The sequence below is a fragment of the Nocardia sp. XZ_19_231 genome (assembly GCF_015355705.1).
Classification (GTDB): Bacteria; Actinomycetota; Actinomycetes; order Mycobacteriales; family Mycobacteriaceae; genus Nocardia; species Nocardia salmonicida.
This window is the reverse complement of sequence record NZ_JACUZI010000011.1, coordinates 111441-132522: the sequence shown is the minus strand read 5'-3', so window position 1 is coordinate 132522 and position 21082 is coordinate 111441. Positions and strand designations below refer to the sequence as shown.

General features: G+C 65.4%; 27 protein-coding genes. 15 read left to right on the top strand and 12 right to left on the bottom strand.

Features of this window, described 5'->3' with window-relative positions:
- Positions 1 to 150: 150 nt before the first annotated feature.
- Together IBJ82_RS31700 and IBJ82_RS31695 are read right to left on the bottom strand one after the other, a co-directional pair.
- Positions 151 to 732 carry a TerD family protein gene (locus IBJ82_RS31700; protein ID WP_194829646.1) on the bottom strand — a complete coding sequence of 194 codons (582 nt, stop codon included), beginning with the start codon at positions 730 to 732 and terminating at the stop codon, positions 151 to 153.
- Positions 733 to 782: 50 nt separating this feature from the next.
- Positions 783 to 1061: a hypothetical protein gene (locus tag IBJ82_RS31695; RefSeq protein ID WP_228537948.1), complete on the bottom strand. Its 279-nt coding sequence runs from the start codon at positions 1059 to 1061 to the stop codon at positions 783 to 785.
- 346 nt (positions 1062 to 1407) lie between these two features.
- Here IBJ82_RS31695 and IBJ82_RS31690 point away from each other — a divergent pair, with 346 nt between their 5' ends.
- From IBJ82_RS31690 to IBJ82_RS31670, 5 genes are all read left to right on the top strand, one after another.
- Complete coding sequence (locus tag IBJ82_RS31690) at positions 1408 to 2448, top strand: acetyl-CoA carboxylase biotin carboxylase subunit family protein (RefSeq protein ID WP_228537984.1); 1041 nt, start codon at positions 1408 to 1410, stop codon at positions 2446 to 2448.
- Between the two features lie 89 nt (positions 2449 to 2537).
- Positions 2538 to 4493 (top strand): hypothetical protein, encoded by a 1956-nt coding sequence (locus IBJ82_RS31685; protein ID WP_228537983.1) that lies wholly within the window; start codon positions 2538 to 2540, stop codon positions 4491 to 4493.
- An 81-nt stretch (positions 4494 to 4574) separates the two neighbouring features.
- Positions 4575 to 5150: a TerD family protein gene (locus IBJ82_RS31680; protein ID WP_056821714.1), complete on the top strand. Its 576-nt coding sequence runs from the start codon at positions 4575 to 4577 to the stop codon at positions 5148 to 5150.
- 242 nt (positions 5151 to 5392) lie between these two features.
- Positions 5393 to 7198, top strand: coding sequence for an alkyl/aryl-sulfatase (locus IBJ82_RS31675; protein ID WP_194829643.1), 1806 nt, complete (start codon positions 5393 to 5395; stop codon positions 7196 to 7198).
- Between the two features lie 119 nt (positions 7199 to 7317).
- Entirely contained in the window at positions 7318 to 7707 is a 390-nt protein-coding gene (locus IBJ82_RS31670; RefSeq protein ID WP_194829642.1) for a nuclear transport factor 2 family protein, read from the top strand.
- Here the strand turns inward: IBJ82_RS31670 and IBJ82_RS31665 are convergent.
- A complete protein-coding gene (locus tag IBJ82_RS31665; protein ID WP_370585568.1) occupies positions 7688 to 8161 on the bottom strand; it encodes a hypothetical protein in 474 nt (157 codons plus the stop codon). The genes IBJ82_RS31670 and IBJ82_RS31665 overlap by 20 nt on opposite strands.
- 166 nt (positions 8162 to 8327) lie before the next feature.
- On the opposite strand from IBJ82_RS31665, the gene IBJ82_RS31660 reads away from it, so the two are divergent.
- From IBJ82_RS31660 to IBJ82_RS31650, 3 genes are all read left to right on the top strand, one after another.
- Positions 8328 to 8705: an SHOCT domain-containing protein gene (locus IBJ82_RS31660; RefSeq protein ID WP_194829640.1), complete on the top strand. Its 378-nt coding sequence runs from the start codon at positions 8328 to 8330 to the stop codon at positions 8703 to 8705.
- Positions 8706 to 8799: 94 nt separating this feature from the next.
- Entirely contained in the window at positions 8800 to 8961 is a 162-nt protein-coding gene (locus tag IBJ82_RS31655) for a hypothetical protein (protein WP_194829639.1), read from the top strand.
- Positions 8962 to 8976: 15 nt separating this feature from the next.
- Positions 8977 to 9942, top strand: coding sequence for a DUF389 domain-containing protein (locus IBJ82_RS31650; RefSeq protein ID WP_194829638.1), 966 nt, complete (start codon positions 8977 to 8979; stop codon positions 9940 to 9942).
- 56 nt (positions 9943 to 9998) lie between these two features.
- Here IBJ82_RS31650 and IBJ82_RS31645 read toward each other — a convergent pair whose 3' ends face one another.
- Both IBJ82_RS31645 and IBJ82_RS31640 read right to left on the bottom strand, forming a co-directional pair.
- The gene (locus IBJ82_RS31645; protein ID WP_194829637.1) at positions 9999 to 10310 is read right to left on the bottom strand and encodes an SHOCT domain-containing protein; all 312 of its coding nucleotides are present in this window, start codon (positions 10308 to 10310) and stop codon (positions 9999 to 10001) included.
- 12 nt (positions 10311 to 10322) lie between these two features.
- Entirely contained in the window at positions 10323 to 10745 is a 423-nt protein-coding gene (locus IBJ82_RS31640; protein ID WP_194829636.1) for a DUF6325 family protein, read from the bottom strand.
- Positions 10746 to 10865: 120 nt separating this feature from the next.
- On the opposite strand from IBJ82_RS31640, the gene IBJ82_RS31635 reads away from it, so the two are divergent.
- Both IBJ82_RS31635 and IBJ82_RS31630 read left to right on the top strand, forming a co-directional pair.
- Positions 10866 to 11522, top strand: a complete 657-nt coding sequence (locus IBJ82_RS31635; protein ID WP_194829635.1) for a GAP family protein — start codon at positions 10866 to 10868, stop codon at positions 11520 to 11522.
- Positions 11523 to 11567: 45 nt separating this feature from the next.
- Complete coding sequence (locus tag IBJ82_RS31630) at positions 11568 to 12194, top strand: DUF4203 domain-containing protein (protein WP_194829634.1); 627 nt, start codon at positions 11568 to 11570, stop codon at positions 12192 to 12194.
- 136 nt (positions 12195 to 12330) lie between these two features.
- On the opposite strand, the gene IBJ82_RS31625 is transcribed toward IBJ82_RS31630, so the two are convergent.
- Together IBJ82_RS31625 and IBJ82_RS31620 are read right to left on the bottom strand one after the other, a co-directional pair.
- The gene (locus tag IBJ82_RS31625; protein WP_370585572.1) at positions 12331 to 13389 is read right to left on the bottom strand and encodes a 12-oxophytodienoate reductase; all 1059 of its coding nucleotides are present in this window, start codon (positions 13387 to 13389) and stop codon (positions 12331 to 12333) included.
- A gap of 158 nt (positions 13390 to 13547) precedes the next feature.
- Positions 13548 to 14186 carry a PadR family transcriptional regulator gene (locus IBJ82_RS31620; protein ID WP_194829632.1) on the bottom strand — a complete coding sequence of 213 codons (639 nt, stop codon included), beginning with the start codon at positions 14184 to 14186 and terminating at the stop codon, positions 13548 to 13550.
- A gap of 118 nt (positions 14187 to 14304) precedes the next feature.
- On the opposite strand from IBJ82_RS31620, the gene IBJ82_RS31615 reads away from it, so the two are divergent.
- Positions 14305 to 15243 carry an ATP-binding cassette domain-containing protein gene (locus IBJ82_RS31615; RefSeq protein ID WP_194829631.1) on the top strand — a complete coding sequence of 313 codons (939 nt, stop codon included), beginning with the start codon at positions 14305 to 14307 and terminating at the stop codon, positions 15241 to 15243.
- Positions 15240 to 16055 (top strand): ABC transporter permease, encoded by an 816-nt coding sequence (locus tag IBJ82_RS31610; RefSeq protein WP_370585567.1) that lies wholly within the window; start codon positions 15240 to 15242, stop codon positions 16053 to 16055. The genes IBJ82_RS31615 and IBJ82_RS31610 overlap by 4 nt, the downstream gene beginning before the upstream one ends.
- Before the next feature lie 46 nt (positions 16056 to 16101).
- Here IBJ82_RS31610 and IBJ82_RS31605 read toward each other — a convergent pair whose 3' ends face one another.
- From IBJ82_RS31605 to IBJ82_RS31595, 3 genes are all read right to left on the bottom strand, one after another.
- On the bottom strand, positions 16102 to 16875 hold the full coding sequence (locus IBJ82_RS31605; RefSeq protein ID WP_370585566.1) for a sulfotransferase: 774 nt from the start codon (positions 16873 to 16875) through the stop codon (positions 16102 to 16104).
- A complete protein-coding gene (gene cysC, locus IBJ82_RS31600) occupies positions 16872 to 17450 on the bottom strand; it encodes an adenylyl-sulfate kinase (RefSeq protein ID WP_194829630.1) in 579 nt (192 codons plus the stop codon). Before cysC ends, IBJ82_RS31605 begins: the two co-directional genes overlap by 4 nt.
- 138 nt (positions 17451 to 17588) lie before the next feature.
- A complete protein-coding gene (locus IBJ82_RS31595; RefSeq protein ID WP_194829629.1) occupies positions 17589 to 18083 on the bottom strand; it encodes a GtrA family protein in 495 nt (164 codons plus the stop codon).
- A gap of 164 nt (positions 18084 to 18247) precedes the next feature.
- Here IBJ82_RS31595 and IBJ82_RS31590 point away from each other — a divergent pair, with 164 nt between their 5' ends.
- The 3 genes from IBJ82_RS31590 (at position 18248) to IBJ82_RS31580 (ending at position 19625) form a co-directional block, all read left to right on the top strand.
- Positions 18248 to 18427 carry a hypothetical protein gene (locus IBJ82_RS31590; RefSeq protein WP_056821658.1) on the top strand — a complete coding sequence of 60 codons (180 nt, stop codon included), beginning with the start codon at positions 18248 to 18250 and terminating at the stop codon, positions 18425 to 18427.
- A 98-nt stretch (positions 18428 to 18525) separates the two neighbouring features.
- Positions 18526 to 18987, top strand: a complete 462-nt coding sequence (locus IBJ82_RS31585; RefSeq protein ID WP_194829628.1) for a phage tail protein — start codon at positions 18526 to 18528, stop codon at positions 18985 to 18987.
- A gap of 107 nt (positions 18988 to 19094) precedes the next feature.
- Entirely contained in the window at positions 19095 to 19625 is a 531-nt protein-coding gene (locus IBJ82_RS31580) for an OsmC family protein (RefSeq protein WP_194829627.1), read from the top strand.
- Positions 19626 to 19649: 24 nt separating this feature from the next.
- On the opposite strand, the gene IBJ82_RS31575 is transcribed toward IBJ82_RS31580, so the two are convergent.
- Positions 19650 to 20570 (bottom strand): DUF2268 domain-containing protein, encoded by a 921-nt coding sequence (locus IBJ82_RS31575; protein WP_194829626.1) that lies wholly within the window; start codon positions 20568 to 20570, stop codon positions 19650 to 19652.
- A gap of 35 nt (positions 20571 to 20605) precedes the next feature.
- A complete protein-coding gene (locus IBJ82_RS31570) occupies positions 20606 to 21064 on the bottom strand; it encodes an NUDIX hydrolase (RefSeq protein WP_194829625.1) in 459 nt (152 codons plus the stop codon).
- Between the last annotated feature and the right edge of the window lie 18 nt (positions 21065 to 21082).

Genomic DNA, 21082 nt, shown 5'->3' with positions numbered 1-21082 from the left:
AAAACCGTATCGCAGCAACTATTCAGGGAACACCGAAATCGCGTGGTCTTGACGAACTTCGCTGATATCGCAAATACGGGAAAGGGCGAGGTCGTCGCCGCACCACGGCGGAGCTCGGCGCAGTGCGCGCCGGGCCCTGCCGCCGCGGTGTCAGCCGATGGCGAAGCGCAGCAACGCCTGACGATCACCCTGCTTGATCTTGCCCTTGCGGTCGAGGACCTCGAGCTGCCACACCGGACCGTTGCGGAAGGTCCGCGCGATCGCGTTGGCGTTCTCCGCGCCGAGCAGTGACGGCCAGATGTCGGCGACGGGCTGGGAATCGCCGCCGGTGGCGTCGTAGATCTTGAACGAGACGTTGTTCGCTTTCTCGAAGGAGCTGCCCTTCTTGAATGCGACGGCGACGAAGACGATGGAGTCGATGGCGGGGGGAACATTGGTGAACGTGACGTGCACGGTCTCGTCGTCGCCCACGGCCGCACCGGTCTGCTCGTCGCCGGTGTGCAGCACCGATCCGTTGCCGAGCGGGTCGAGTGAATCCAGACCGGCGAACCGCACCGGTTCACCACCTTGGAACAGCACGGCGATCAGATCCAGGTCGACACCGCGCTTGCGCCGGGCCATTCCGAGAATTCCACCGCTGGAACCCGCCGACGGATCCCAGCTCACCCCCACGCTCATCTTGGTGATACCGGCGAGATCGGCTGCGCCGTCTTCTTTCTTGAGAGTAATCACGATTTTCAGGCTACGGACTTCGCTCGCCACGTGCAGGGCGGCTGAATCGGTCAGCCGGAATGGGTCGCGAGGTAGACGAGGGCGGTCACCGCCAGGGCTATCGCGCCGAGGATCCCGCCCGCGATCGTGTCGGCGCGGTTGGTGGCCACCCCGCTCTCGATCCGGTCCCAGCCGACGAACGCCGCGGCCACGGCCCCGATGCCGGCGGGGGCGGCGATGAACTCGCTGACCACGGGAATGAACGAGACCGCGCAGGCGATGATGCCGAGCACCAACGCCGCGAGGCCGACGCCGTTGCGTGGCGGCGGCAGGGTCTCGGGACCGGGCATGCCATGAGCGTAGCCCTCGGTCACAGCTTCGTCATGGTTGGTGGCGCAGGGGTCGGGTACCCCATGGAAATGGCAGCCCTGCAGGGATCCATTCAGGGTCCCGAGTTTCCGGGCTGTGGAGTTCGAAAGGGGATAAGGTTTGTCGATTTCAGGTGACGAATCGAAAAGTCGAAACCCGAACAAAGGTTATGTAGCCCTGTTGGGTTGGAGTTTGAACGCGGTCGAGGCGATCGACCGGTTCGACCGCCGCTATATCGTAGTCGCGCCCGAATGGGCGGAAAGTTACTGTACCGAGCACGACATTCCATATATCCCCTGGGATTTCGAGCGGCTCAACGACCGTTCGATGGAGATCGCGGAGACCCTGAAGAATAAGGGGGTCGATGTCGCCATTCCGATCTTCGAGGAGACGGTGGAGTGGGCGGGTGCGATCAATTCCGTACTGCTCGACAATCCTCGGCTGCTCGGGCAGTCCATGCTCCTGCGCGACAAGTCGTTGATGAAGCGGCGCGCGCAGCTCGGTGGTATCCGGGTCGGCATCTTCGAAGAGGCGCACGAGCGCGACGATGTGATCCGCTTCCTGAAGCGGGTCAATCAGACGCTGCTGAAGCTCGACGGTGATCCCAACGATCCGATTCACCTCAAGGCGTTCGACAAGGCGGGCTGCCTCGGTCATCGGATCATCCGGACCCCCGACGAGGTCGACGCCATCCCCGACGACGAGTTCCCGATGCTGATGGAATCGCACCTGGACGGCTGGGAGTTCGCGGTCGAGGCCTGGGTTCACAACGGCCGCATCTGCTTCCTGAACATCTCGGAGTACGTGACGCTCGGATACTCGGTGTTCGTGCCTGCGACGCCGGAGCTGGAGAAATACCGGCCCGAGATCACGCGGCAGGTCGAAAAACTGATCAAGACCTTCGACATCGAGTTCGGCTTCATTCATCCGGAGTACTTCGTCACCAGCGACGGGGAAATGTACTTCGGCGAAGTCGCCTATCGGCCGCCGGGTTTCAAGGTGTTCGAGCTGTTGGAACGGACATACGGTTTCAACGCCTACCACGCGCTGGTGCTGGCTTTCGACCCGAAAACCACCGAGGAGGAGATCGACGCGTTCTTCCCGAAGGAAGTGGTCGATGCCACCGGCCACGCGGGGTGCTTCGGCGTGTATCCACGTCGGCGCGTGGTCAGTCGACTGTCGGTGCCGCAGGAGACCGAGGATCACGATTACTTCGACTCGCACGAGCTCACGGCGCCACTAGCCGAAATGGTCACCAAACGGACCGCGTTCGGTAATCACTGGGGTCTGCTCTATTTCTTCGGCGAGGACCCGTACACTCTGCGGGATCTGTTGAAGCGACAAGAAGAGCTCGACTTCTACATTTGATCCGTTGCCAGGGTGACGGTATGCGAAGGGATCGGCGATTGAGTCCAGATGGCCACGACGGGACGAGCCTGGACCGGCGCCTCGCCACGATGGACCACGCCACACAGTCCCTCGCGGACGCAGGCGATTTCGGCAAGCAGGTCAAACTGCCCAGGGTGATGGATTCCCTGCGGCGGGTGTTGCTGCTGCCCGGCGGTTGCGCAGCGGTGCGGGAACGCGCGGAGAAGTTGGAGACCGCGGGCCTGTTCCTCGGGACGGATTGGGCGCAACCGCAGATCCTCATCCCGGCGCTGAGCACCGGCTCGTTGCGCAGCGCCAATGCCGACACCATGGTGTTGGAGGCGGTGAGTGATCTGCGGCTGCTCGCGGTCGCCAAGGGTGACTACCAGCACGCGCTGGTTTCGGCCCAACAGGCCAATGATCATCTGTCGCAAGTGCTCGCGGTGAATCTGTCGCTGCTGTTCTCCCCGCCCTCCGAGGCCGAGCGGGAACAGCAGGGACGGATGGCACAGGTCTCGCGTGAGCTGCTGCACTACCTCGTCGCCGAGGTGGGGTACGAGAAGGTACTCGAGAACCTGGTCGACGAGATCTGGCGCATCCTGCGGCAGCGGCCCATCCAGGTCGACGGGGTCAAGCGGATGATCACCCAGATCGCCGTCGCCCGTGCGAATCCCGATGTCGATCTCGGTGCCAGTGGCCTCGGCGCCGATCGGCTGATCAGCAGCCTCTACGGAACCACCGAAGGGTGCAGGGAAGACCCGGGCGTCGAGATCTACCGCACGCGGCTGGAATCGATGGACGACAGCGCGTTGCAATACGAGGCAACGGGATTCGCGCGGTCCATGCACGACACCGGCCTGGTCTCGCCGTATCACGCTGTGCTGCTGCGCTTTCTGCTCGTCAAAGGTGCGTACCTGCTCGGTGAGGCGATGGGCTTGTCCAGCACCGGCCGTGACAGCCTGCTCTGCTACCACGAACTGGTGCACAGCCTCATCGAGCAGGCTGTGCACGTCGAGACGGCGCAGTGCATCTACGGACTCACCTTGATGCTCGAACGCGGTATTCTCTATCAGCCGCCGGTCGCGCCCGCGCTGTGGCGCCAACTGGCGCTACGGCTTTCACCGCACTCGTGCGCACGGCTGACCGCAGTGTTCGGGCCGACACCTGATCCGCGGGCGTGGTTGTTGTCGGGGATGCTGTCGGTGCTGGGTCTGCCGCTGGGGATCGGGCAGGGCGACAACCCGACCTGTCAATCGGCGCGGGCGCTGTCGATGTGGGCCTACAACGATCCGGACTATCTGCTGCAGACGCTGGTGTGGGCCGCGCGCGACGACGAGATCGTCATGCACTTCGAGGGGCAGCCGATTTCCTCGCGCGCGGCCGTCGACGCGGAATCGAGTGTGCTGCAACTGGATCTGGACCCGGTATCGCTGCTGGTGGTTCCGCACCTGGACCGGATCTACGCGGAGATGGGACAGCGCTGCATCGGCCGCGAAGGCGATCCGCATCGCTGGATCAATCCGGAGTTCCACGGCTGGTGGTCCGGGCGCGGCTTCCGGATCAATGTCGACGTGGCCACCGGCCACCTGACCGACCTCGACGAATTCCTGCGCCACTTCTACGCCGGGTACCACCCCTACTACAACGGCAACCAGCCGGTGATCCATCCGCAGCCCGCCGGGATCGCCGTGACCGACAGCGCTGCCCGCTTCGTCGGGTGGCATGCGATCACCGTGCTCCGGGTCAGTCTCGATCCGCAGGACACGATGCGGGTGTATTTCTACAACCCGAACAACGACAGCGGCCAGGACTGGGGCGACGGGGTGGTCGTCGGAACAGCCGGGCACGGTGAGCGTTTCGGCGAAGCGTCGCTGCCCTTCGAGCAATTCGCCTCGCGCCTCTACATCTTCCATTTCGATCCGCTGGAGCCGGGTGAACTGGCCGCCGTCGAGCGCGCGGAACTGGACCGGGTGATCGGCTACATCCACCGCAGTTGGGGCGCCGACCGCATGCCTGTGGAATCGGGTGCGGCCGAAGAGGATTGATCACAGCAAATGTTCAGAGTCGAACGCTAGGGTGTGGGCGTCGGCGCGCTTCGTGCCGCGATGATCAAGGGGAGATTCGATATGGGTGTCAGCTTGTCCAAGGGCGGCAATGTCTCACTGACCAAGGCGGCGCCGAACCTCACCGCCGTCGCGGTCGGCCTCGGCTGGGATCTGCGGACCACCACCGGCACGGACTTCGACCTCGATGCCAGTGCCATCGGCCTCGGCGCCGACAAGAAGGTGGTGTCGAGCGGGCACTTCGTCTTCTTCAACAACCTGAAGTCGCCTGAGGGCGCGATCGAGCACGCGGGCGACAACACCACCGGTGCCGGCGACGGTGACGACGAGACGATCAATGTCGACCTGGCCAACACTCCGGCCACGATCGATTCCATCGTTTTCCCGGTCTCGATCTACGACGCCGCGGCCCGCAGCCAGTCCTTCGGCCAGGTACGCAACGCCTACATCCGCGTCCTCGACCGCAGCAACGGCGAGGAACTGGCTCGCTACGACCTCTCCGAGGACGCGTCCACCGAAACCGCGATGGTCTTCGGCGAGCTGTACCGCAACGGCGCCGAGTGGAAGTTCCGCGCCACCGGCCAGGGCTACGCCTCCGGTCTGGAAGGCATCGCCCGCGATTTCGGCGTCAACCTCTGACGCGCTAGCACTGCCGGTCAGCTGCGCGAACCCTGGAAGATCAGGGCGATCACGCAGCTGACCAGCATGTCGGTCACGGCTACTCGGGGGCCTCGATCTCTCACGGCGGCGATGCCGGACACCGCGCCTCGCCTCGTCGGCGACCTGACCCGCCCAATTCACCCTTGTGGGGTGATGCGGAGCCTGGGGTGGGTGCCGAGCATCGAGTGGACGCGTCGACCGAGCTGAGGAGCTGGTGCACGATGGCATTGGACTATGACGATCGCACCGATTTCGAGAATGCTGATCGCGGGTTCATCAGGACCATGACGCCCATGCGGATCAGCAAGGCCGACGGCACGGTCGTCTTCGATACCAGCGGGTACGACTTCCTCCACGGGCCGTGTCCGGAGACGATCGACCCGAGTCTGTTCCGGCAGGCCCAGCTCTGTGTGAAGAACGGGCTGTTCGAGGTCGTGGACGGCATCTACCAGATCCGCGGCTTCGACATCTCCAACATGACCCTCGTCGAGGGCGATACCGGCGTGATCGTGATCGATCCGCTCATCTCGGCCGAGTGCGCGGCAGCCGGGCTGGCGTTGTATCGCCAGGAGCGCGGCGACCGGCCGGTGACCGGCGTCATCTACACCCACTCCCACGCCGACCACTTCGGTGGCGTCGACGGCGTGCTGCCCGACGGTCGTGGCGAGGTACCGATTCTCGCTCCCGCCGGTTTCATGGCGGAGGCCGTCTCGGAGAACGTCTACGCGGGCGTCGCGATGACTCGGCGCGGCACCTACATGTACGGCCTCGGGATGACGCCCGGACCCGAGGGCCAGTGCAGCACCGGGCTGGGTATCCAAACCTCCCACGGCACCGTCGGTCTGATCCCGCCCACCGTCGACATCACCCACACCGGACAGCAGGAGACCGTCGACGGCGTCCCGATCGTCTTCCAGATGACGCCGGGCACCGAGGCGCCCGCGGAGATGAACTTCTATTTCCCCCGCCACCGCGCCCTCTGCCTCGCCGAGAACGCGACCCACAACCTGCACAACCTGCTGACCCTGCGCGGTGCCCAGGTGCGTGATCCGCGGATCTGGTCGCGCTACATCGACGAGGCGATCGAGATGTTCGCCGTCGACGCCGATGTCGCGTTCGCCTCACACCACTGGCCTACCTGGGGCGCCGACAACATCACGGGATTCCTGTCGCTGCAGCGCGATCTGTACATGTACCTGCACGACCAGACCTTGCGGATGATGAACGTGGGACTCAACGGCCCGGAGATCGCCGAACAGTTCGAATTGTCGCCGAATCTGGCCGACGCGTGGAGCGCCCGTGGCTACTACGGGTCGGTGAGCCACAACGTCAAGGCGATCTACCAGCGCTATCTCGGCTGGTTCGACGGGAACCCGACCTCGCTCTGGGAGCACCCGCGCACGGCCAAAGCGGTCCGCTATGTCGAGACCATCGGCGGCATCGATGCGGTGATCGAGAAGGGCAGGGCCTACGCCGACGCCGGCGATCTGCGCTTCGCCGCCGAACTGCTCACCCACGCCGTTTTCGCCGAACCGAACAACAAGGCCGCGAAAGACGCACTCGCCCAGACCTATCAACAGCTCGGATTCGGTGCGGAGAATGCCACCTGGCGCTGCTTCTACCTCACCGGCAACAACGAATTGCGCCACGGAATCCAGCGGACCGAGCTCGACCTCGGCGGCGGGATGGCGGCGGCACTGTCGGTGGAGCAGCTGTTCGACTCGATCGCCATCCGGGTGAACGGTCCGCGCGCGGCGAAGGATTCGTTCCGGATCGAATGGCACTTCACCGACCAGGACTCCGTGGTGCGCCTCACCCTGTCCAATGGCGTCCTGATCCAGACACCCGATCCGCGGTCGAAGGCCGACATCGATCTCACGCTGACGCTCACCAAGGCGCAACTGCTCGGGATCCTCGCGGGCAAGGGCCTCGACGGGATCGACCACAGCGGCGACCCCGGCGTCCTGCAGCGACTGTTCGTCCTGCTCGACACCCCCGACCCGAACTTCGCGGTCGTCACACCGTGACCACACGGCGATGCGGCGGCGACGAAACTGGGCGCTGCCGCATCGCCGGACCAGTCCTGGGCGGCAGTTCGTTCCATTCGTCCAAGACCGACAACGGCGGTCGGTCATAGCGTTGTCATATGACAACTTCCCCTGGGTACGCGGTAGATGACGAACTCCTGGCCGTACTCGACGAGTGGCAGGTCGCGATCGTCGCCAACGACGCGGACCGGATCGGTTCGTATATGGCCGACGAATGGATCATGGTCTCCGACAACGGCATAACCACCGCCGAACAGTTCCTGGCGTTCGTCCGCTCGGGCGATCTCACGCATTCGGCGATGCAGCGCGTCGGCGACCCGAGGATCCGCTACCACGGAGAGCTCGTCCTGCTGACGACCCGAATCACCAATACCGCCCACTACCGAGGCATTCGATTCGATGCCGACGAATGGACCACCGACGCCTTCCTTTACACCGACGGCCGATGGCGCTGCCTGCTGACCCAGATCACCGCCACGAAGAAGTAGCGAGCTCGGCTGCTGGGGTCGACCCAACACGCAGACTTCGGTCGGGGTTCCAGGTGGCGACGGCCCAGATGACGGTGAGGTCGATGGCGATGATGACCACCGACCACCACGGGTAGTACGGCAGGGACAAGAAATTGGCGATGATCGAGAGGGAGGCCAGGCAGTAGGCGAAGATTCGGGCCCAGGTCGCGGTCAGCATCATCCCGATGGCGACGGCCACGAGGAGTACGCCGAGCGCCAGGTGGATCCAGCCCCAGTTGCTGACGTCGAGTTGGTAGCTGTATTCGCTCGGTATCAGGAATATTTCGTCCTTGGTGACGCCGGCGATGCCGCGCACGATGCTCAGAATGCCCGCCACCAGAAGCATGATCACCGCGAGCATAGTGATGCCGGCCGCGAGAACTTGGCGGACGGGATGCGAGGTGGTCGTCATGGTGTCGACGGTAGGGGTCATCGACGACGATCCGAATCCCCCGTTCCGGGTGAACTCGCGCGGCGGCTCGGACGGATTCACCCGATTCGGATGATGTGTGCGACCCGGGTTCTTCGCGACGATGGCGGCATGGATGGAACCGTGACCGCCGGCCGGTGGTCACGCATCACAGAAGTGAGGGTCGATCATGTCGTCAGTGTGGGACGTTCTCTGGGTCATCATTGTGAGTTTCTGCTTTGTCGCCTACCTGATGTTGCTGTTCTACATCCTCACCGATCTTTTCCGTGATCGGTCGACCTCGGGCTGGCTGAAGGCGGTGTGGGTGGTGTGTTTGATCCTGCTCCCGCTGCTCACCGGACTGGTGTATCTGATCTTCCGCGGCGCCGGCATGGCGGAACGGACCGCCGAAGCGCACAAGCAGGCACGCACGGAGGCAGACGAATACATCAGGCAGACCGCGGGCACCAATTCCGCCGCCCAGATCGCCGACGGGAAGAAGTTGCTCGATGCCGGCGCCATCACCGAGGCGGAATTCCAGCAACTCAAGGCCAAGGCCCTCGGCTGAAATCCGCAGCGCTACAGCTGATGACCAGCCAGCAGGATGCCTCGGCCGGCATCGCAGCCGACGATCCTGAACCCACTTGCTCACGACGGAGCGCATGACGAAAGCCGATGTGGTCGCCGGGATTCCGGGCGCGATCGGCGGTGTCGCGGACGGTATGGCGGCGACTAAGCCCGACGGCCTGTTGAACGCGCAGGGCCTTCACATCGAATTCTTCCCGGCGACAAGCGTTCTCGGCGAGTCGGCACTGGCCGCCTAGCCGGAAAGGACCGTCATGCTGAGCTCTCTGGTCCCCCAGGACCAACGCCGATCGTTGGACGAGCTGACCGACAAGCTGGATCTGTCGGTGGGCCAGGCCGACTCGAAGCGGTCGGCGTTCTGGATCATGCTGGTGATGTCGGCGGTGATCGCGATCTCGGGCGTGATCGGCAACTCCACCGCGACAGTGATCGGCGCGATGATCGTCGCGCCGCTGTCGATACCGATCCTCGGTGTCGCGTTGGGGGTGGTGACCGGTCGTGCGTCGTTGCTCGGCCGAAGCCTGTTGCTGGTCGTATCGGGGATCGTCGTGGTGGTCGCGCTCGGTTTCCTCTTCGCGCAGTTTCTGCCCAATCCCGTCAATGTTCTGTCCAACCCTCAGGTGGTCGGCCGGACCTCGCCGATGCTGATGGATCTGACCGCCGCGATCGCGACCGGCCTTGTCGCGGCGATCGCGATCGCTCGTCGTGACGTGGGCGACGTGCTGCCCGGGGTGGCGATCGCGATTTCGCTGGTCCCGCCCCTCGGGGTGGTCGGCGTGTGTCTGGGTTCGCACGCGCCCGCACTCGCCGGTGGTGCGTTCGTGCTGTTCGCGTCCAACGTGGTCGCGATGATCATCACCTCGACGATCGTGCTTCTCATCGCCGGGTACGCCGATGACGCGGATCCGACGACTGTGCGCCGCGGCAAGGCGTACCTGGCGCTCGGCGTGGCCCTTGTGCTGGTGGCGATTCCGATGGTGCTCAATTCGCTGTCCTCGTTGTGGGCCGGTCAGATCGCCGACGCGGCCGTTCTCTGGCTGGGCGACGCACCGGACGCGCAGGTCACCGACGTCACCCTGCAAGGTGGCACCGCGACGGTCTCGGTGCTCGGACCTCAGCAGTTGCCGCCGCGCGCGGAGTTGCAGCAGGCGGTGAACAACCTCGTTCCGTGGGATCCGAGGGTTGTCATCATCCATACGGTCGGTGGTCGGGTGCAGTAGCCGATTACACACAACGATGCCCCCGCCGGTCGGTGGGGGCATCGTCGGCTGGGCGCTCAGCTGAGCAGTTTGGCCTTCGCGGCGGCGAATTCGGCGTCCGACAGCGCCCCGGAGGAGTGCAGTTCGGCCAATTGTCGGAGCTGGGCAACGGTGTCCTGGCCCGCGCTCGCGGCAGCGGGCGGTGGGGGAGCCTGTTGGGGCGGTGGCGGTGCCTGTTGCTGGGAGTAGGCCTGCTGATCGGCGTTGCGCCGCGCGCCCCGGCGGTTCACCGCGTTCGAGGTCGCGGTGGCGGTACCCGCGACAACGGCCGTCCTCGCGACGGTGCCGAGTAGTCCTGGTCGCCCGACGCGACCCCTTCGAAGTGGCATATCGGTTCCTTTCTAGGCGAGGGCGAGCACGGCGTCGACGGCATCGCGCGGTACCTGCACGTGCAGCGCCACCTCGCCTTCGGCCGCGCGGACCGCGCCGGCCAGGCGCCGCGCCCACGTTTCCTCGAAAACCACGACGACAGCGGTCGTTCCCGGTTCCATCGACGCGCGGACGACGTCGAGGTCGTCGTCGCTGACGAGGTCGATGTCGGCCGCGGTCAGACCCGTCAGGCCCACCGCTGAGATGTCGTCGTCGATCTCGCGTTCGGTGACGGTGCCCGCGCCGTCCATGGACAGCACGACCAGGTCGAGCAGGGTGACCGTGCCCTTCGTGACGACCTCGGCCAGTGCCGCCGAGACGGATTCGTCGATCGCGGTGCCGGGAAAGGTGAGCACAAGGAATTCGACCGGTCCGAGCGTTGCAGGTGATCCCATAGGCCGAATCATGCCGTCGGCGAGTGCAGGCCACTTCACCCGATTCGGATGAAACACCGCGCGCGCAGTTCACCCGGAAGGTGTGAGGTGCACCGGGAGCGGCCCGCTTAACGTCGTGGCATGGGCTCAGTAATCGGCGGTCTGTTGCCACTGGCGGTGGGTGTCGCGGTCTCGCCGATCCCGATCATCGCAGCCATCCTGATGATCCTGTCGAAGAACGCGGGCGGTGCCGCGAAGGGCTTCGTCGTGGGGTGGGTGGCCGGAATCCTCATCGTGACCGGCGTGATGACCGTGCTCGCCGGAACATTGGGCGGCACGGACAGCGAACCGTCGAAGGGCGCCTCGATCGTGAAGATCATTCTCGGCGTCGCGCTGGTGGTCCTGGCGGTGATCCAGTGGCAGGAACGGTCGCAGACCGAGGTGCCCGGCTGGATGAAGGCGATCGACACGCTCACACCGGCGAAGGCGCTGGGGCTGGGAGCGCTGCTGTCGGGCGTCAATCCGAAGAATCTGCTGCTGTGTGTATCGGCGGGCGTCGCGATCGGGGCCGGCGGTCTGAGCGCGGGGGGCGACCTGGTCGCGATCGTGGTGTTCACTTTGCTCGCCTCGGTCACCGTCTTGGCGGTGGTCATCGGGTACATGGTCGCGGCCGACAAACTCGGTCCGATGCTCGACAGTCTGCGGGAGTGGTTGCAGCTCAACAACCATGCGGTGATGGCGATCGTGCTGCTGATCATGGGGTCGGTGGTCCTCGGTAAGGGCATCGGCGGGCTGTAGCGAGGAGGAACCGTGGCGCTGTCGATACCGTCGAAAGGAACGCAGATGAACGGCATTCTGATCACCCTCGTCGGAGCGCTGTTGTGCTTCTACGGGATTCGCTCGGTCCACCTGGGCTTGCTCGCGATCGGGTTCGGTCTCGGCTGGCTGATCGCCGACCTGTTCAACGCGAGCTTCTGGTGGCTGTTGCTGGCCGGGCTGATCGGCGCGGTGTCGGTCTGGGCGGTCACCTCGTTGGTGTTCCATTTCGCCGCCTATTTCATCGGCGGTCTCACCGGCGTGATGATCGGCACCAAGCTGGCGACGGTGTTGCAGCCCGGCGACAAGAACGTCGCCTTGAGCATGATCGTCGCGCTCGCGGTGGGCGTGTCAGGCGCGTTCCTGGCCCAGAAGTTCCGGGCTCGCGCACTGCTGTGGTTGACCTCGATCGGCGGCGCGAGCATGATCTGCAGCGGTGTGGCGCTGTTCAGCGACTCGCTGTCGTTCCTGCGCGACCCCGAGCCCGGCTGGCAGCAGGTCACCGCCACCCTCGTCTGGGTGGGTCTGTCGGTTGTCGGCTGGATCACCCAGCGCCACCTGTTCGCCGAGAAGCTCGGCATCGAGCACCTGGTCGATGATGACGACGACAAGCCGGATATGCGCGATCGTAACGGCGGCTGGCCCGCCGTCTAGGCGACCAGACCGGGCTTGCCCGGAATTCCAGGAACCGAACCTGGTCTGAACTGCCGACGGCAGATCGACATCACCGCATTCTGCACACAGCGGGTCGAGCAGCTGCTCGGCGACGAATAGGGCAGGTGCCGGCTGGTCAGGTGAGCAGGCGCTGGTGACGATCTCGGTCGAAGGTGGGCAGGGGAGCGCCGGTGCGCAGGATGCGGGCGATCGCGGGCTCGGCGAGATGCAGGCGACCGATCGCGACCAGGTCGAATTCGGCGTCGGCCAACCGTCGGTAGAGACCGTCGAGAGCAGCCGGTTCGGGACTGCCCTGCTCGTGCAGGGGCGTGCTCAGTCCGACGCTGCCGACGGCCATGCTGTACGCGCCGGTCAGCTTCTTCGCCCAGCCCGCCAAGGTCAGGTCGCTGCCCTCGAAGGCCGGTTGGTCGAAATGCCTGCTACTGGCATCGAATACATCGACGCCTGCTTCCTGTAGCGCGGTGAGGATCACGCCGAGGTCGTCGGGGTTCTCGGCGATGCGTGCGCCGTAGTCCTGCTGTTTGTGTTGGGAGAAGCGGTAGAAGATCGGCAGTCGCGGGCCTATTTCCCGGCGGATCGCGCGCACGACCTCGACCGGGAAGTTGACCCGTCTGCTCAGATCGCCGCCCCAGTGATCGGTGCGTTGATTGGTGGCGTCCCAGAGAAAAGAGTCGAGTAGATACCCGTGACCAGCATGGATGGCGACGCCGTCGAAACCGGCCGTTACCGCGTTGCGGGCCGAGCGCACGTAAGCCGCGATCACATCCTCGATGTCGTGTTCGGTCATGGGGGCGGTCGGTGTGCTCACCGTCGACAGGTAGCGCTGCGAGTACGTCGTGCGCCCGACCCGACCCCACAGACCCGACGGGCGCAGGGGTGTGAGCGTCGGATCCACGCGGGCCATCGCGCCCCACAGCGGGCCGACGTGCCACAGCTGCGGCACGATCCTGCCGCCCGCTTCGTGCACGCCGTCGACCACGCGGCGCCACCCAGACAGGGCTGATTCACCGTGTAGCCGAGGCACTTTCGCGCTGTCGACCGCCGTCGGATGATCGATCGCGACGCCTTCGGTGATGATCAGCCCCGTGCCGCCCTCGGCGCGCCTGCGGTAGTACGCGGCGACCTCGTCACCGGGTGTGCCGTCGGGGGAGTGCTGCCGGGTCATCGGCGACATGACGATGCGGTTCGGCAATGCCAACGGCCCGATTTGCAGGGGAGCGAACAGGGCGTCGGCGGTAGTCATACGCCTACGTTCCCAGTGTTGTCGGTTACGGGCAATCGGCAGGGACCGCGTGCGCCCTCGCGGGGCCGATGACCTTCTTGCCGCTTCCCTCAGCGGAGGTCGTCGGGGTGTGGTCCGGTGGCGAACGGGTTCGGTTCGTCCTGGGCGAGGATGCCCACGAAGGGTTCGCCCTCGTCGGCGAAGGTGTATGCGCCGCCTTCGATGCGGTCGATCAGGCCGTGGGTCCAGGCCGCCTCGCTGTCGGCGGAGTGCACCCACATGTTCATGATCTCGCCGATGTGGCCGAGCTGTCCCGGTCCCTGCTCCGGTGTGTAGTACTCGGTCACCGAGGCGCGCCACTGTTGGAGGCCGATGATCCGCTGCTTCAAGAGTGCGACGGCCTCTTGGCGGGGGAGGTCGACGATGAACCCGATGGCGGCCGAGATCATGTCCATCTGCTGGTCGTACGAGGTCAGGGCCCCGCGGAGCAGCGTAAGGAATTCTTCGGTGCCCTTGTCGGTGATCTCGTACTCGACGCGAGGCGGACCGCCGACGGTGCTCGGGGCCACCTCGTGCGCGAGGAGAAGTCCCTGCTTGGCCATCTGCTTGAGCGCGTGGTAGATCGAGCCCGGCTTGGCGTTGGACCACTCGTGGGCGCCCCAGAATTCCAGGTCGTTGCGCACCTGATAGCCGTGCGCTCGTCCGTGCTGACGGACCGCGCCGAGGACCAGCAGCCGGATCGCTGACATGGACGTCTCCCTTCCGAGTAAGTGCGACCAAAATAGCAGTATTCAAGTTTGACTAATCGAACCGGTCCCGGTACCTTGGCCCTCTAGTCAAGTTTGATCACTGGTGATGGAGGGTGTTTTGACTGACCACGATCTCTCGATCGTCGTCGAAGGCCTGCGGAAGAAGTACGGGGCGAAGCAGGCTCTCGACGGACTCGATCTGGCTGTTCGAGCCGGTACCGTGCACGCGGTACTCGGCCCGAACGGCGCGGGCAAGACCACGGCCGTGCGCATCATGTCCACCTTGCTCCGCCCCGAGGCGGGCCGTGTCGAGGTGGCGGGCATCGACGTGCGGACGCGGGCGGACGAGGTGCGCTCACGAATCGGGCTACTCGGCCAGAGCGCGGCTGTCGACGAGGAGCTCAGCGGGCGACAGAACCTGGAGATGTTCGGGCGCCTGTACCACCTGGGGGCCCGCCGCGCGGGCATCCGGGCCGATGAACTCCTCGCGCGATTCGGGCTCGCGGACACCGGGAAGAAGGCGGTCAAGCAGTACAGCGGCGGTATGCGCCGCCGGCTCGACCTCGCGGCGTCCCTCATTTCCGAACCCCAGGTGCTGTTCCTGGACGAACCGACGACCGGGCTCGATCCTCGCGGTCGCGCCGAGGTGTGGAGTTCGGTGCGTTCCCTGGTCGACGGCGGCACCACCGTGCTGCTGACCACGCAATACCTGGAGGAGGCCGATCAGCTGGCCGACCAGATCTCGGTGATCGACCACGGAAAGGTCATCGCGGAGGGCACTGCCGAGCAGCTGAAATCCAAGACCGGCGGCGACCGCATCGACGTAGTCCTGCACGACTCCACCCAACTGGCGCTCGCCGCCGCGCTCATCCCCGGCGAGGCGGTGGTGGACGAGGACCGGCGGATGGTCAGCGCGGCGGTCGGCGACCGGATGGCGGCACTGACCGAGACCGTCCGGGCACTGGAGACCAACGGCATCGCCGCCGAGGACATCGCGATCAGACGGCCGACTCTCGACGAAGTCTTCATGCACCTGACCAAGGAGGACGCGGCGTGAGCGCGACCTATACGACGAACCACCCGGGTTCGACTCTGCGCACGGCGATCACCGATTCCTGGACGATGACCAGACGCGAGTTGGCGCATTGGGCCCGCCAGCCGGTTCAGGTGGTCGTCGGCCTGGTGTTCCCGGTGATGCTGTTGCTGATGTTCAGCTACCTGATCGGCGGCGGGCGCGGCATCGACGGCGACTTCAAGGACTACCTGGTCCCCGGAATACTCACCATGACAATGGCTTTCGGCCTCGAGGCGACCATGCTCGCGGTGACCCAGGACCTCGGCAAGGGAGTCATCGATCGATTCCGCTCGATGCCGATGAACTCGGCCGCGGTCCTGGTGGGACGCAGCGTCGCCGACATGCTGCAGTCGGCGGTCGGGCTGGCCGTGATGATCGCGGTCGGGTACGCGATCGGCTGGCGCTGGCACGACGGAGCCGCCTCGTTCCTGGCGGCCGTTGGCCTGCTGTTGCTGTTCCGGTTCGCGATGTTGTGGCTCGGCATCTATCTGGCGATGGTCGCGGGCAAGCCGGAACTGGTGCAGGCGGTGCAGATCCTGGTCTGGCCGATCAGCTTCCTCTCCAATGCCATCGCCTCGCCCGAATCGATGCCGTCCTGGCTGGGTGCGGTCGTCGAGTGGAACCCGATGTCGGCGACGGCCACGGCGGTGCGCGGTCTGCTGGGCAATCCGGGTGCGGCCGGCGACTCCTGGGCCGCGGCACACGCCGAAATGCTGGCGGTGGCGTGGCCGTTGGCCTTGATCGCGGTGTTCTTCCCGCTGGCGGTGAAGCGGTTCAGAGATCTGAGCCGCTAGTCAGCGGAGCATCTCGGTGCCGACGACCTCGGGGTGGCGAAACGATTCATGTCCCGGGGTCGGACCCCGGATAGCCCCATTCTCGGCACGCCGACTTCAGTGCGTCCGGGATGGTCGGGTCGGCGGGCAGCGGGCGTCCCGGCTGGATGACGCCGGAGCGGATGGTCTCGCTCCAGTCGCCGATACCGCGAACGTAGCTTCCATGGTCGAATCGGCCGTAGTCCAGCATCGAGGGCTGCCACTCCACGTCGAGGAAGCGGCACAGCCCGCGCACGGTTTCCTCGGGGTGGTGGGTCAGGTCCTCGTAGCGAACCTCGTGGCCGTCGAGCGCCGCACGGGCCTCGTTCATCGCCTCGACGAACTCCAAAGTTCTTCGCACCGGTTCGATTTCACCGCGATCAGCCCAGGCACGTCTGAGGGAGTCTGCGATCTGCGTCGGGTGGCGCAGGAGGAATACGTAGCGAGCATCGGGCCAGCACGCGGCGATCCGTCGCCAGGTCAACACGCTGCTCGTCGTCTTGTTGACCATCCGGTCCTTACCGCTGCGTTCCAGTTCGTGGTGCAGGAGGCGGTCCCAGAGCAGATGTTCGAGCTCGCGGATCGTCAGGCCGAGCGCGTCCAGCGAGATACTCGCGTAGCGCTCGGTGATGTCGTCGGCGGTCCACTCGAGTTCCTGGACGGTCAGCAGATTCAGATGTAGTTCGTGCGGGGCATGGATGCGTGCATGGCTGTTCAACACCGAACGCAGCAGGGTGGAACCGGATCGGGGCGCGGACAGGATGAAGATCGGCGCGGGCACGAGGCGGGTTGCCTGCTTCACGGTTGTCGGCTCGGTGCGGGGGCGGTGACCAGACCCCGTCGGATCAGGAGTTCGAGCACGCGATCGGTGGACTCGGCGACCGTCTCGGCAGTGGTGTCTATCCGCAGCTGGGGGAGCAGCGGTTCCTCGTAGGCCGCATCGACCCCGGTGAGCTGGGTCAGCTCGCCCCGTGCCCGGCGTGCGTACAGCCCTTTGACATCGCGCTGTTCGCAGGCCGAGAGCGCGGTGGCGACGTGGACCTCGGCGAAGTCCAGGCCGGCGTCATCGTGGCGCGCCCGCATCAGCGCACGATCGGCGGCGTACGGCGCGATGGCTGCCACGAGAACGAGCACACCGTGGCCGGCCAGCATCACCGCGAGGGTGGTGATCCTGCTGAGGTTGCGCCTGCGGTCGTCGGGGGTCAGGCCGAGTTCGGGCCACAGCCGCCCGCGCACGTCGTCGCCATCGAGTACTTCGACCGGATATCCGGCGTCTGCCACGCGGTGTCGGGTGGCGGTGGCGATGGTGGTCTTTCCCGAACTGGGCAGCCCGGTCAGTAGAACTGTCCCGCCCGGTCCGCAGGGCCCGTCATTCATCAGACATTTCTGACAGGGCGAAATTATGCGGGGGTATCGATTACGGGATCGACGCGTAAACGGCTGCTGCCCAAAGGAATTCGTCCTGGGACGATAGTGGATACGGTGCCACTGATAATGAATCAGCGCAGCTCGAGCCTAATTTCCGAAGACGAAGGTGCGCAGGACCAGGAATCGCAGACCGCCCACCACTGCCATGACAGCGAGCACGGCGCCCGCCTGCGCGGCCTCGCCGAGGCCCGGCGCCAGGAAATCCAGTCCGGCCAGCGCCGCCGTGCTGATTCCGAGGCCGAGTAGCGCCAATCCGCCGCCCTCCCACTGCGCGGTGAACCCGCCGACCCTGCTCCCCGCCCGGAAGGTGAGTTGCCGGTGCAATTCGTTGGCGATCACCGTGCTCACCATCGATCCGGCGACATTGGCGACCAGTGGGCCGCTGCCGTGCATGGTCAGAAACAGCAGCACGTAGGCGATGTTGCTGGCCCCGCCGACCAGGGTGAAGCGGATCAACTGGGCGAAGGTGTGATCGCTGCGCAGGAATCGCAGTACGAGATCGATGCGCGGCCCATGGCCTGCCCACCCGGTGTAGACGCTGGTGGGAAGCATTCCCGGACGGGTGATCTGCGGGGCGGTCATGTTCGTTCCGATCAAGCGTGCGGATGTCGGCGGTGTGCCCGGCAACGCTTGTGACTATACGTAGATGTATACGTATATACAAGAGGTGGTGACCGGCGAGTGCGTTTCCAGACGGCGTCGTAATCGGCATGGCACCCGCAGCGCAGTCGGCGGACACTGGAGTGATGGTTGACAGGGAGCAACGCACGCCCTTCTACGGAGTGGTGCTGATTCTGGTAGCGCTGGGAGCGGCGATGGCGGTCAGTTATTACGGGCCGACCTGGGTCCGCGTCACCGTCTACATCCTGGCGGTGATGGGTATCCTGGTCGGCGGCGTCATGACGTTCCGGGACTACTCGCACTGACGCTGCGACGCGATGCGCGCCCCGGTTCGCGGGGCGCGAGGTTCAACGATGTCGATGCTGCCGGTGACGTGATGGACGGACCCGCTGAGGAGTTCGCTGTGGCCTATATCGTGGATTTCGAGACCGTGTCGACCCAGGGATTGGAGTCGTCGCCGGTCGTGGACGCGCTCGCCGGATTGCGGGCGAACGAGGCTCGGTACTTCAAGAACAAATACGATCACGTCTTCACGGTGGAGCCCGCGACCGAGGCGAAATCGGCCGTCGACTGGGTGAGCCGGATACTCGCGGACGAACGTGACATCGTGATCTCTTCTCGTCCGCTGGAGGCCACGGCTTTTCAGGTCGAGAACCTTCGGATCGCCTACGTCTTCTACGAGAGCGGTCTGTCGATCAATGTCATGTACTCGATCAACGACGCGAAGAAGCGGGCGGTCGGGTTCAAGCTCAGCGAGGGCATGGAAGTGCCCGCCGAGCTCGACTCGTTCAAGTTCGCGCGGCAGAAGTCGAAGCTCGCGGGCACCATTCGCGGCTCCTACTTCGTCATCAAGCACGAGTACTGACCGCTTCGGTCCTGAACTCACCCTGCGGCAAACCCTGTTGGGAAGACGGCTGCGACGAGGACCCTGTGGTGGTCCGAGTATTCCCCCGTTGTCGCAAGGAGACTCCCATGACCGTCGACGCCAGTACCCGCCTCAACGACGTGAACATCGAGGCCGTAAGCGGTCTCGTGTCGGCAGTTCGAGCCGACCCGGCCAAGGCGCAGACCACCTGGGCGGCGCATATCGCGTGGGACGGTGGGTTCTCCTCCGAGGCGCGTATCCGCAAGTTCGCGGCCATCCCTTCGGACGAACCGGCAGCCCTCGGCGGCGGCGACACCGCCCCCAACCCGGTCGAACAACTCCTTGCCGCACTCGGCAACTGCCTCGCGGTCGGCTACGCGGCCAATGCCACGGTCGCCGGCATTCGTATCGACAACTTGCGCGTCGATGTGAAAGGCGACCTCGACCTGCGCGTATTCCTCGGACTCGCCCAGGGCCACGCAGGCTTCGAATCGATCACCGCGACAGTCTCGATCGAAACGGACGCCTCCCGCGAGCAGCTCGAGGAACTGCACACGAAGGTGCAATCCAGCTCTCCGGTGGGGCATACGTTGCGCAACGCGGTGCCGCTCGACGTGACCCTCGCCCAGGTGTACTGACCTGGCGAGTCGCCAACGTTTCCGTCAGTCTTCTCCGGCGGTCGGCTGTTGCCCGGCCAGGGCGAGTCGCTGCCGAGCGATGCCGATGATGTCGAGGGCCGGTGTGCGAACGCTCTGCGCGGCCGTGCTGCCGGTTGCCTCGAGGTACGCGTGGACCATGCGCGTACCCGCTGCGTAGCCGGCACCGGTCGGCAGTCCGACGGGTTCGGCACCGAACAGCCGCGCACTGGCATCGCCGTGGACCCACGCGGTGAAGTTCTCCATCCCCGTCACGTCGAGCCCGGTCGCGACTTTGGCCAGAACCCTGTCGTCGGTGCGCGTCTCCTCGGCCACGAAGTGGGTGTGGCCGACCTCGCCGTACAGCTCGGCGGCGAAGACATCCGCCAGGCCCTCGGCGACAACTTGCTCGCCGACCGTGACCGTCGTCGGATCCCACACGATCCCGCCGGAGGTGTAGCGAACGTTGTGATGCAGCTCGTGCACACCGATCGCCTCCAGCCGGTCCACCACGGTCGGGGTCGGCCACACCGTGATCGCGATGTAGCCGCTGATCCCGCCGAACGCGGACAAGCCTCGCACCTCATTCATGAAGTGCGCGTTCGCCGGATCGCCGACGACGAGCAGCACGGTCAGATCGGGGATTGCCGCACCGGGGTCGGCAGCGCGAAGCGCCTCGACGCCGCGCTCGAGCGCGGACTTCACCCGGTTCCAGGCATCCGCGTCGACGAGCCGCCGGACTGCCTGACGCACTTCCTCGGTCGGCTCGTCCCAGGAGAATCCGAAGCCCTGACTGTGAATCCGAGCCATGTCGACCCCGCCCGGCACGAACCCGTACATGCCGTCCATCGGCGCCCACATCGCGCGCACCAGATCGGCTCGCTCAGATTCAGGCGCATCCAGTACGCCCGTCATCAGCTTCGCCGTGTCGATCACTGCAATTGTCATGATCGGGGACTGTAAACACTGTCGCTACGTCAGGGTCAACAAGCGCGGCCGTCGGACGGCCTTGTTCGCCACAGCTCGATCCCGATGTCCACCAGGTCGACTCGGTCGAGGTGGGCGACATCGTCGATCGGGTGCCAGGCGGCGAGGTCGGTCGAGCCGTTGGTTTCGTGGCGGAGTTCCCCGGCGGTGATCCGACCTTCGTACACGATCCGTAGGCCGTGGAAGTCCACGAATTCATTTCCAGCGCGCGGATATCGATGGTTGACCGAGTTGATGCCGAGAAGCTCGACGACCTCGACGGTGTATCCGGTCTCCTCCTCGACCTCACGCACAGCGGTGGCGATCGGATCCTCGCCGTGGTGCATTCCACCACCCGGCAACGTCCACTGTTTGGCGCCGTCGGGCGACACCCACCTGGCGAGCAGTATCTCGACGACACCGCCGACTTCCCGCACGCAGATGGCGTAGGCAGCGACCCGTAACTGTCTGCTCACTCCGAGAGGCTACTTCGT

What these genes read in the sequence shown, in the direction of transcription:
- IBJ82_RS31695 (WP_228537948.1), bottom strand. Translation starts at nt 1,061, where the DNA reads ATGCCCGGTCCCGAGACCCTGCCGCCGCCACGCAACGGCGTCGGCCTC.
- IBJ82_RS31690 (WP_228537984.1), top strand. Translation starts at nt 1,408, where the DNA reads ATGGAGATCGCGGAGACCCTGAAGAATAAGGGGGTCGATGTCGCCATT.
- IBJ82_RS31685 (WP_228537983.1), top strand. Translation starts at nt 2,538, where the DNA reads ATGGACCACGCCACACAGTCCCTCGCGGACGCAGGCGATTTCGGCAAG.
- IBJ82_RS31680 (WP_056821714.1), top strand. Translation starts at nt 4,575, where the DNA reads ATGGGTGTCAGCTTGTCCAAGGGCGGCAATGTCTCACTGACCAAGGCG.
- IBJ82_RS31675 (WP_194829643.1), top strand. Translation starts at nt 5,393, where the DNA reads ATGGCATTGGACTATGACGATCGCACCGATTTCGAGAATGCTGATCGC.
- IBJ82_RS31670 (WP_194829642.1), top strand. Translation starts at nt 7,318, where the DNA reads ATGACAACTTCCCCTGGGTACGCGGTAGATGACGAACTCCTGGCCGTA.
- IBJ82_RS31665 (WP_370585568.1), bottom strand. Translation starts at nt 8,161, where the DNA reads ATGACCCCTACCGTCGACACCATGACGACCACCTCGCATCCCGTCCGC.
- IBJ82_RS31660 (WP_194829640.1), top strand. Translation starts at nt 8,328, where the DNA reads ATGTCGTCAGTGTGGGACGTTCTCTGGGTCATCATTGTGAGTTTCTGC.
- IBJ82_RS31655 (WP_194829639.1), top strand. Translation starts at nt 8,800, where the DNA reads ATGACGAAAGCCGATGTGGTCGCCGGGATTCCGGGCGCGATCGGCGGT.
- IBJ82_RS31650 (WP_194829638.1), top strand. Translation starts at nt 8,977, where the DNA reads ATGCTGAGCTCTCTGGTCCCCCAGGACCAACGCCGATCGTTGGACGAG.
- IBJ82_RS31645 (WP_194829637.1), bottom strand. Translation starts at nt 10,310, where the DNA reads ATGCCACTTCGAAGGGGTCGCGTCGGGCGACCAGGACTACTCGGCACC.
- IBJ82_RS31640 (WP_194829636.1), bottom strand. Translation starts at nt 10,745, where the DNA reads ATGGGATCACCTGCAACGCTCGGACCGGTCGAATTCCTTGTGCTCACC.
- IBJ82_RS31635 (WP_194829635.1), top strand. Translation starts at nt 10,866, where the DNA reads ATGGGCTCAGTAATCGGCGGTCTGTTGCCACTGGCGGTGGGTGTCGCG.
- IBJ82_RS31630 (WP_194829634.1), top strand. Translation starts at nt 11,568, where the DNA reads ATGAACGGCATTCTGATCACCCTCGTCGGAGCGCTGTTGTGCTTCTAC.
- IBJ82_RS31625 (WP_370585572.1), bottom strand. Translation starts at nt 13,389, where the DNA reads ATGTCGCCGATGACCCGGCAGCACTCCCCCGACGGCACACCCGGTGAC.
- IBJ82_RS31620 (WP_194829632.1), bottom strand. Translation starts at nt 14,186, where the DNA reads ATGTCAGCGATCCGGCTGCTGGTCCTCGGCGCGGTCCGTCAGCACGGA.
- cysC (WP_194829630.1), bottom strand. Translation starts at nt 17,450, where the DNA reads ATGAATGACGGGCCCTGCGGACCGGGCGGGACAGTTCTACTGACCGGG.
- IBJ82_RS31595 (WP_194829629.1), bottom strand. Translation starts at nt 18,083, where the DNA reads ATGACCGCCCCGCAGATCACCCGTCCGGGAATGCTTCCCACCAGCGTC.
- IBJ82_RS31590 (WP_056821658.1), top strand. Translation starts at nt 18,248, where the DNA reads ATGGTTGACAGGGAGCAACGCACGCCCTTCTACGGAGTGGTGCTGATT.
- IBJ82_RS31580 (WP_194829627.1), top strand. Translation starts at nt 19,095, where the DNA reads ATGACCGTCGACGCCAGTACCCGCCTCAACGACGTGAACATCGAGGCC.
- IBJ82_RS31575 (WP_194829626.1), bottom strand. Translation starts at nt 20,570, where the DNA reads ATGACAATTGCAGTGATCGACACGGCGAAGCTGATGACGGGCGTACTG.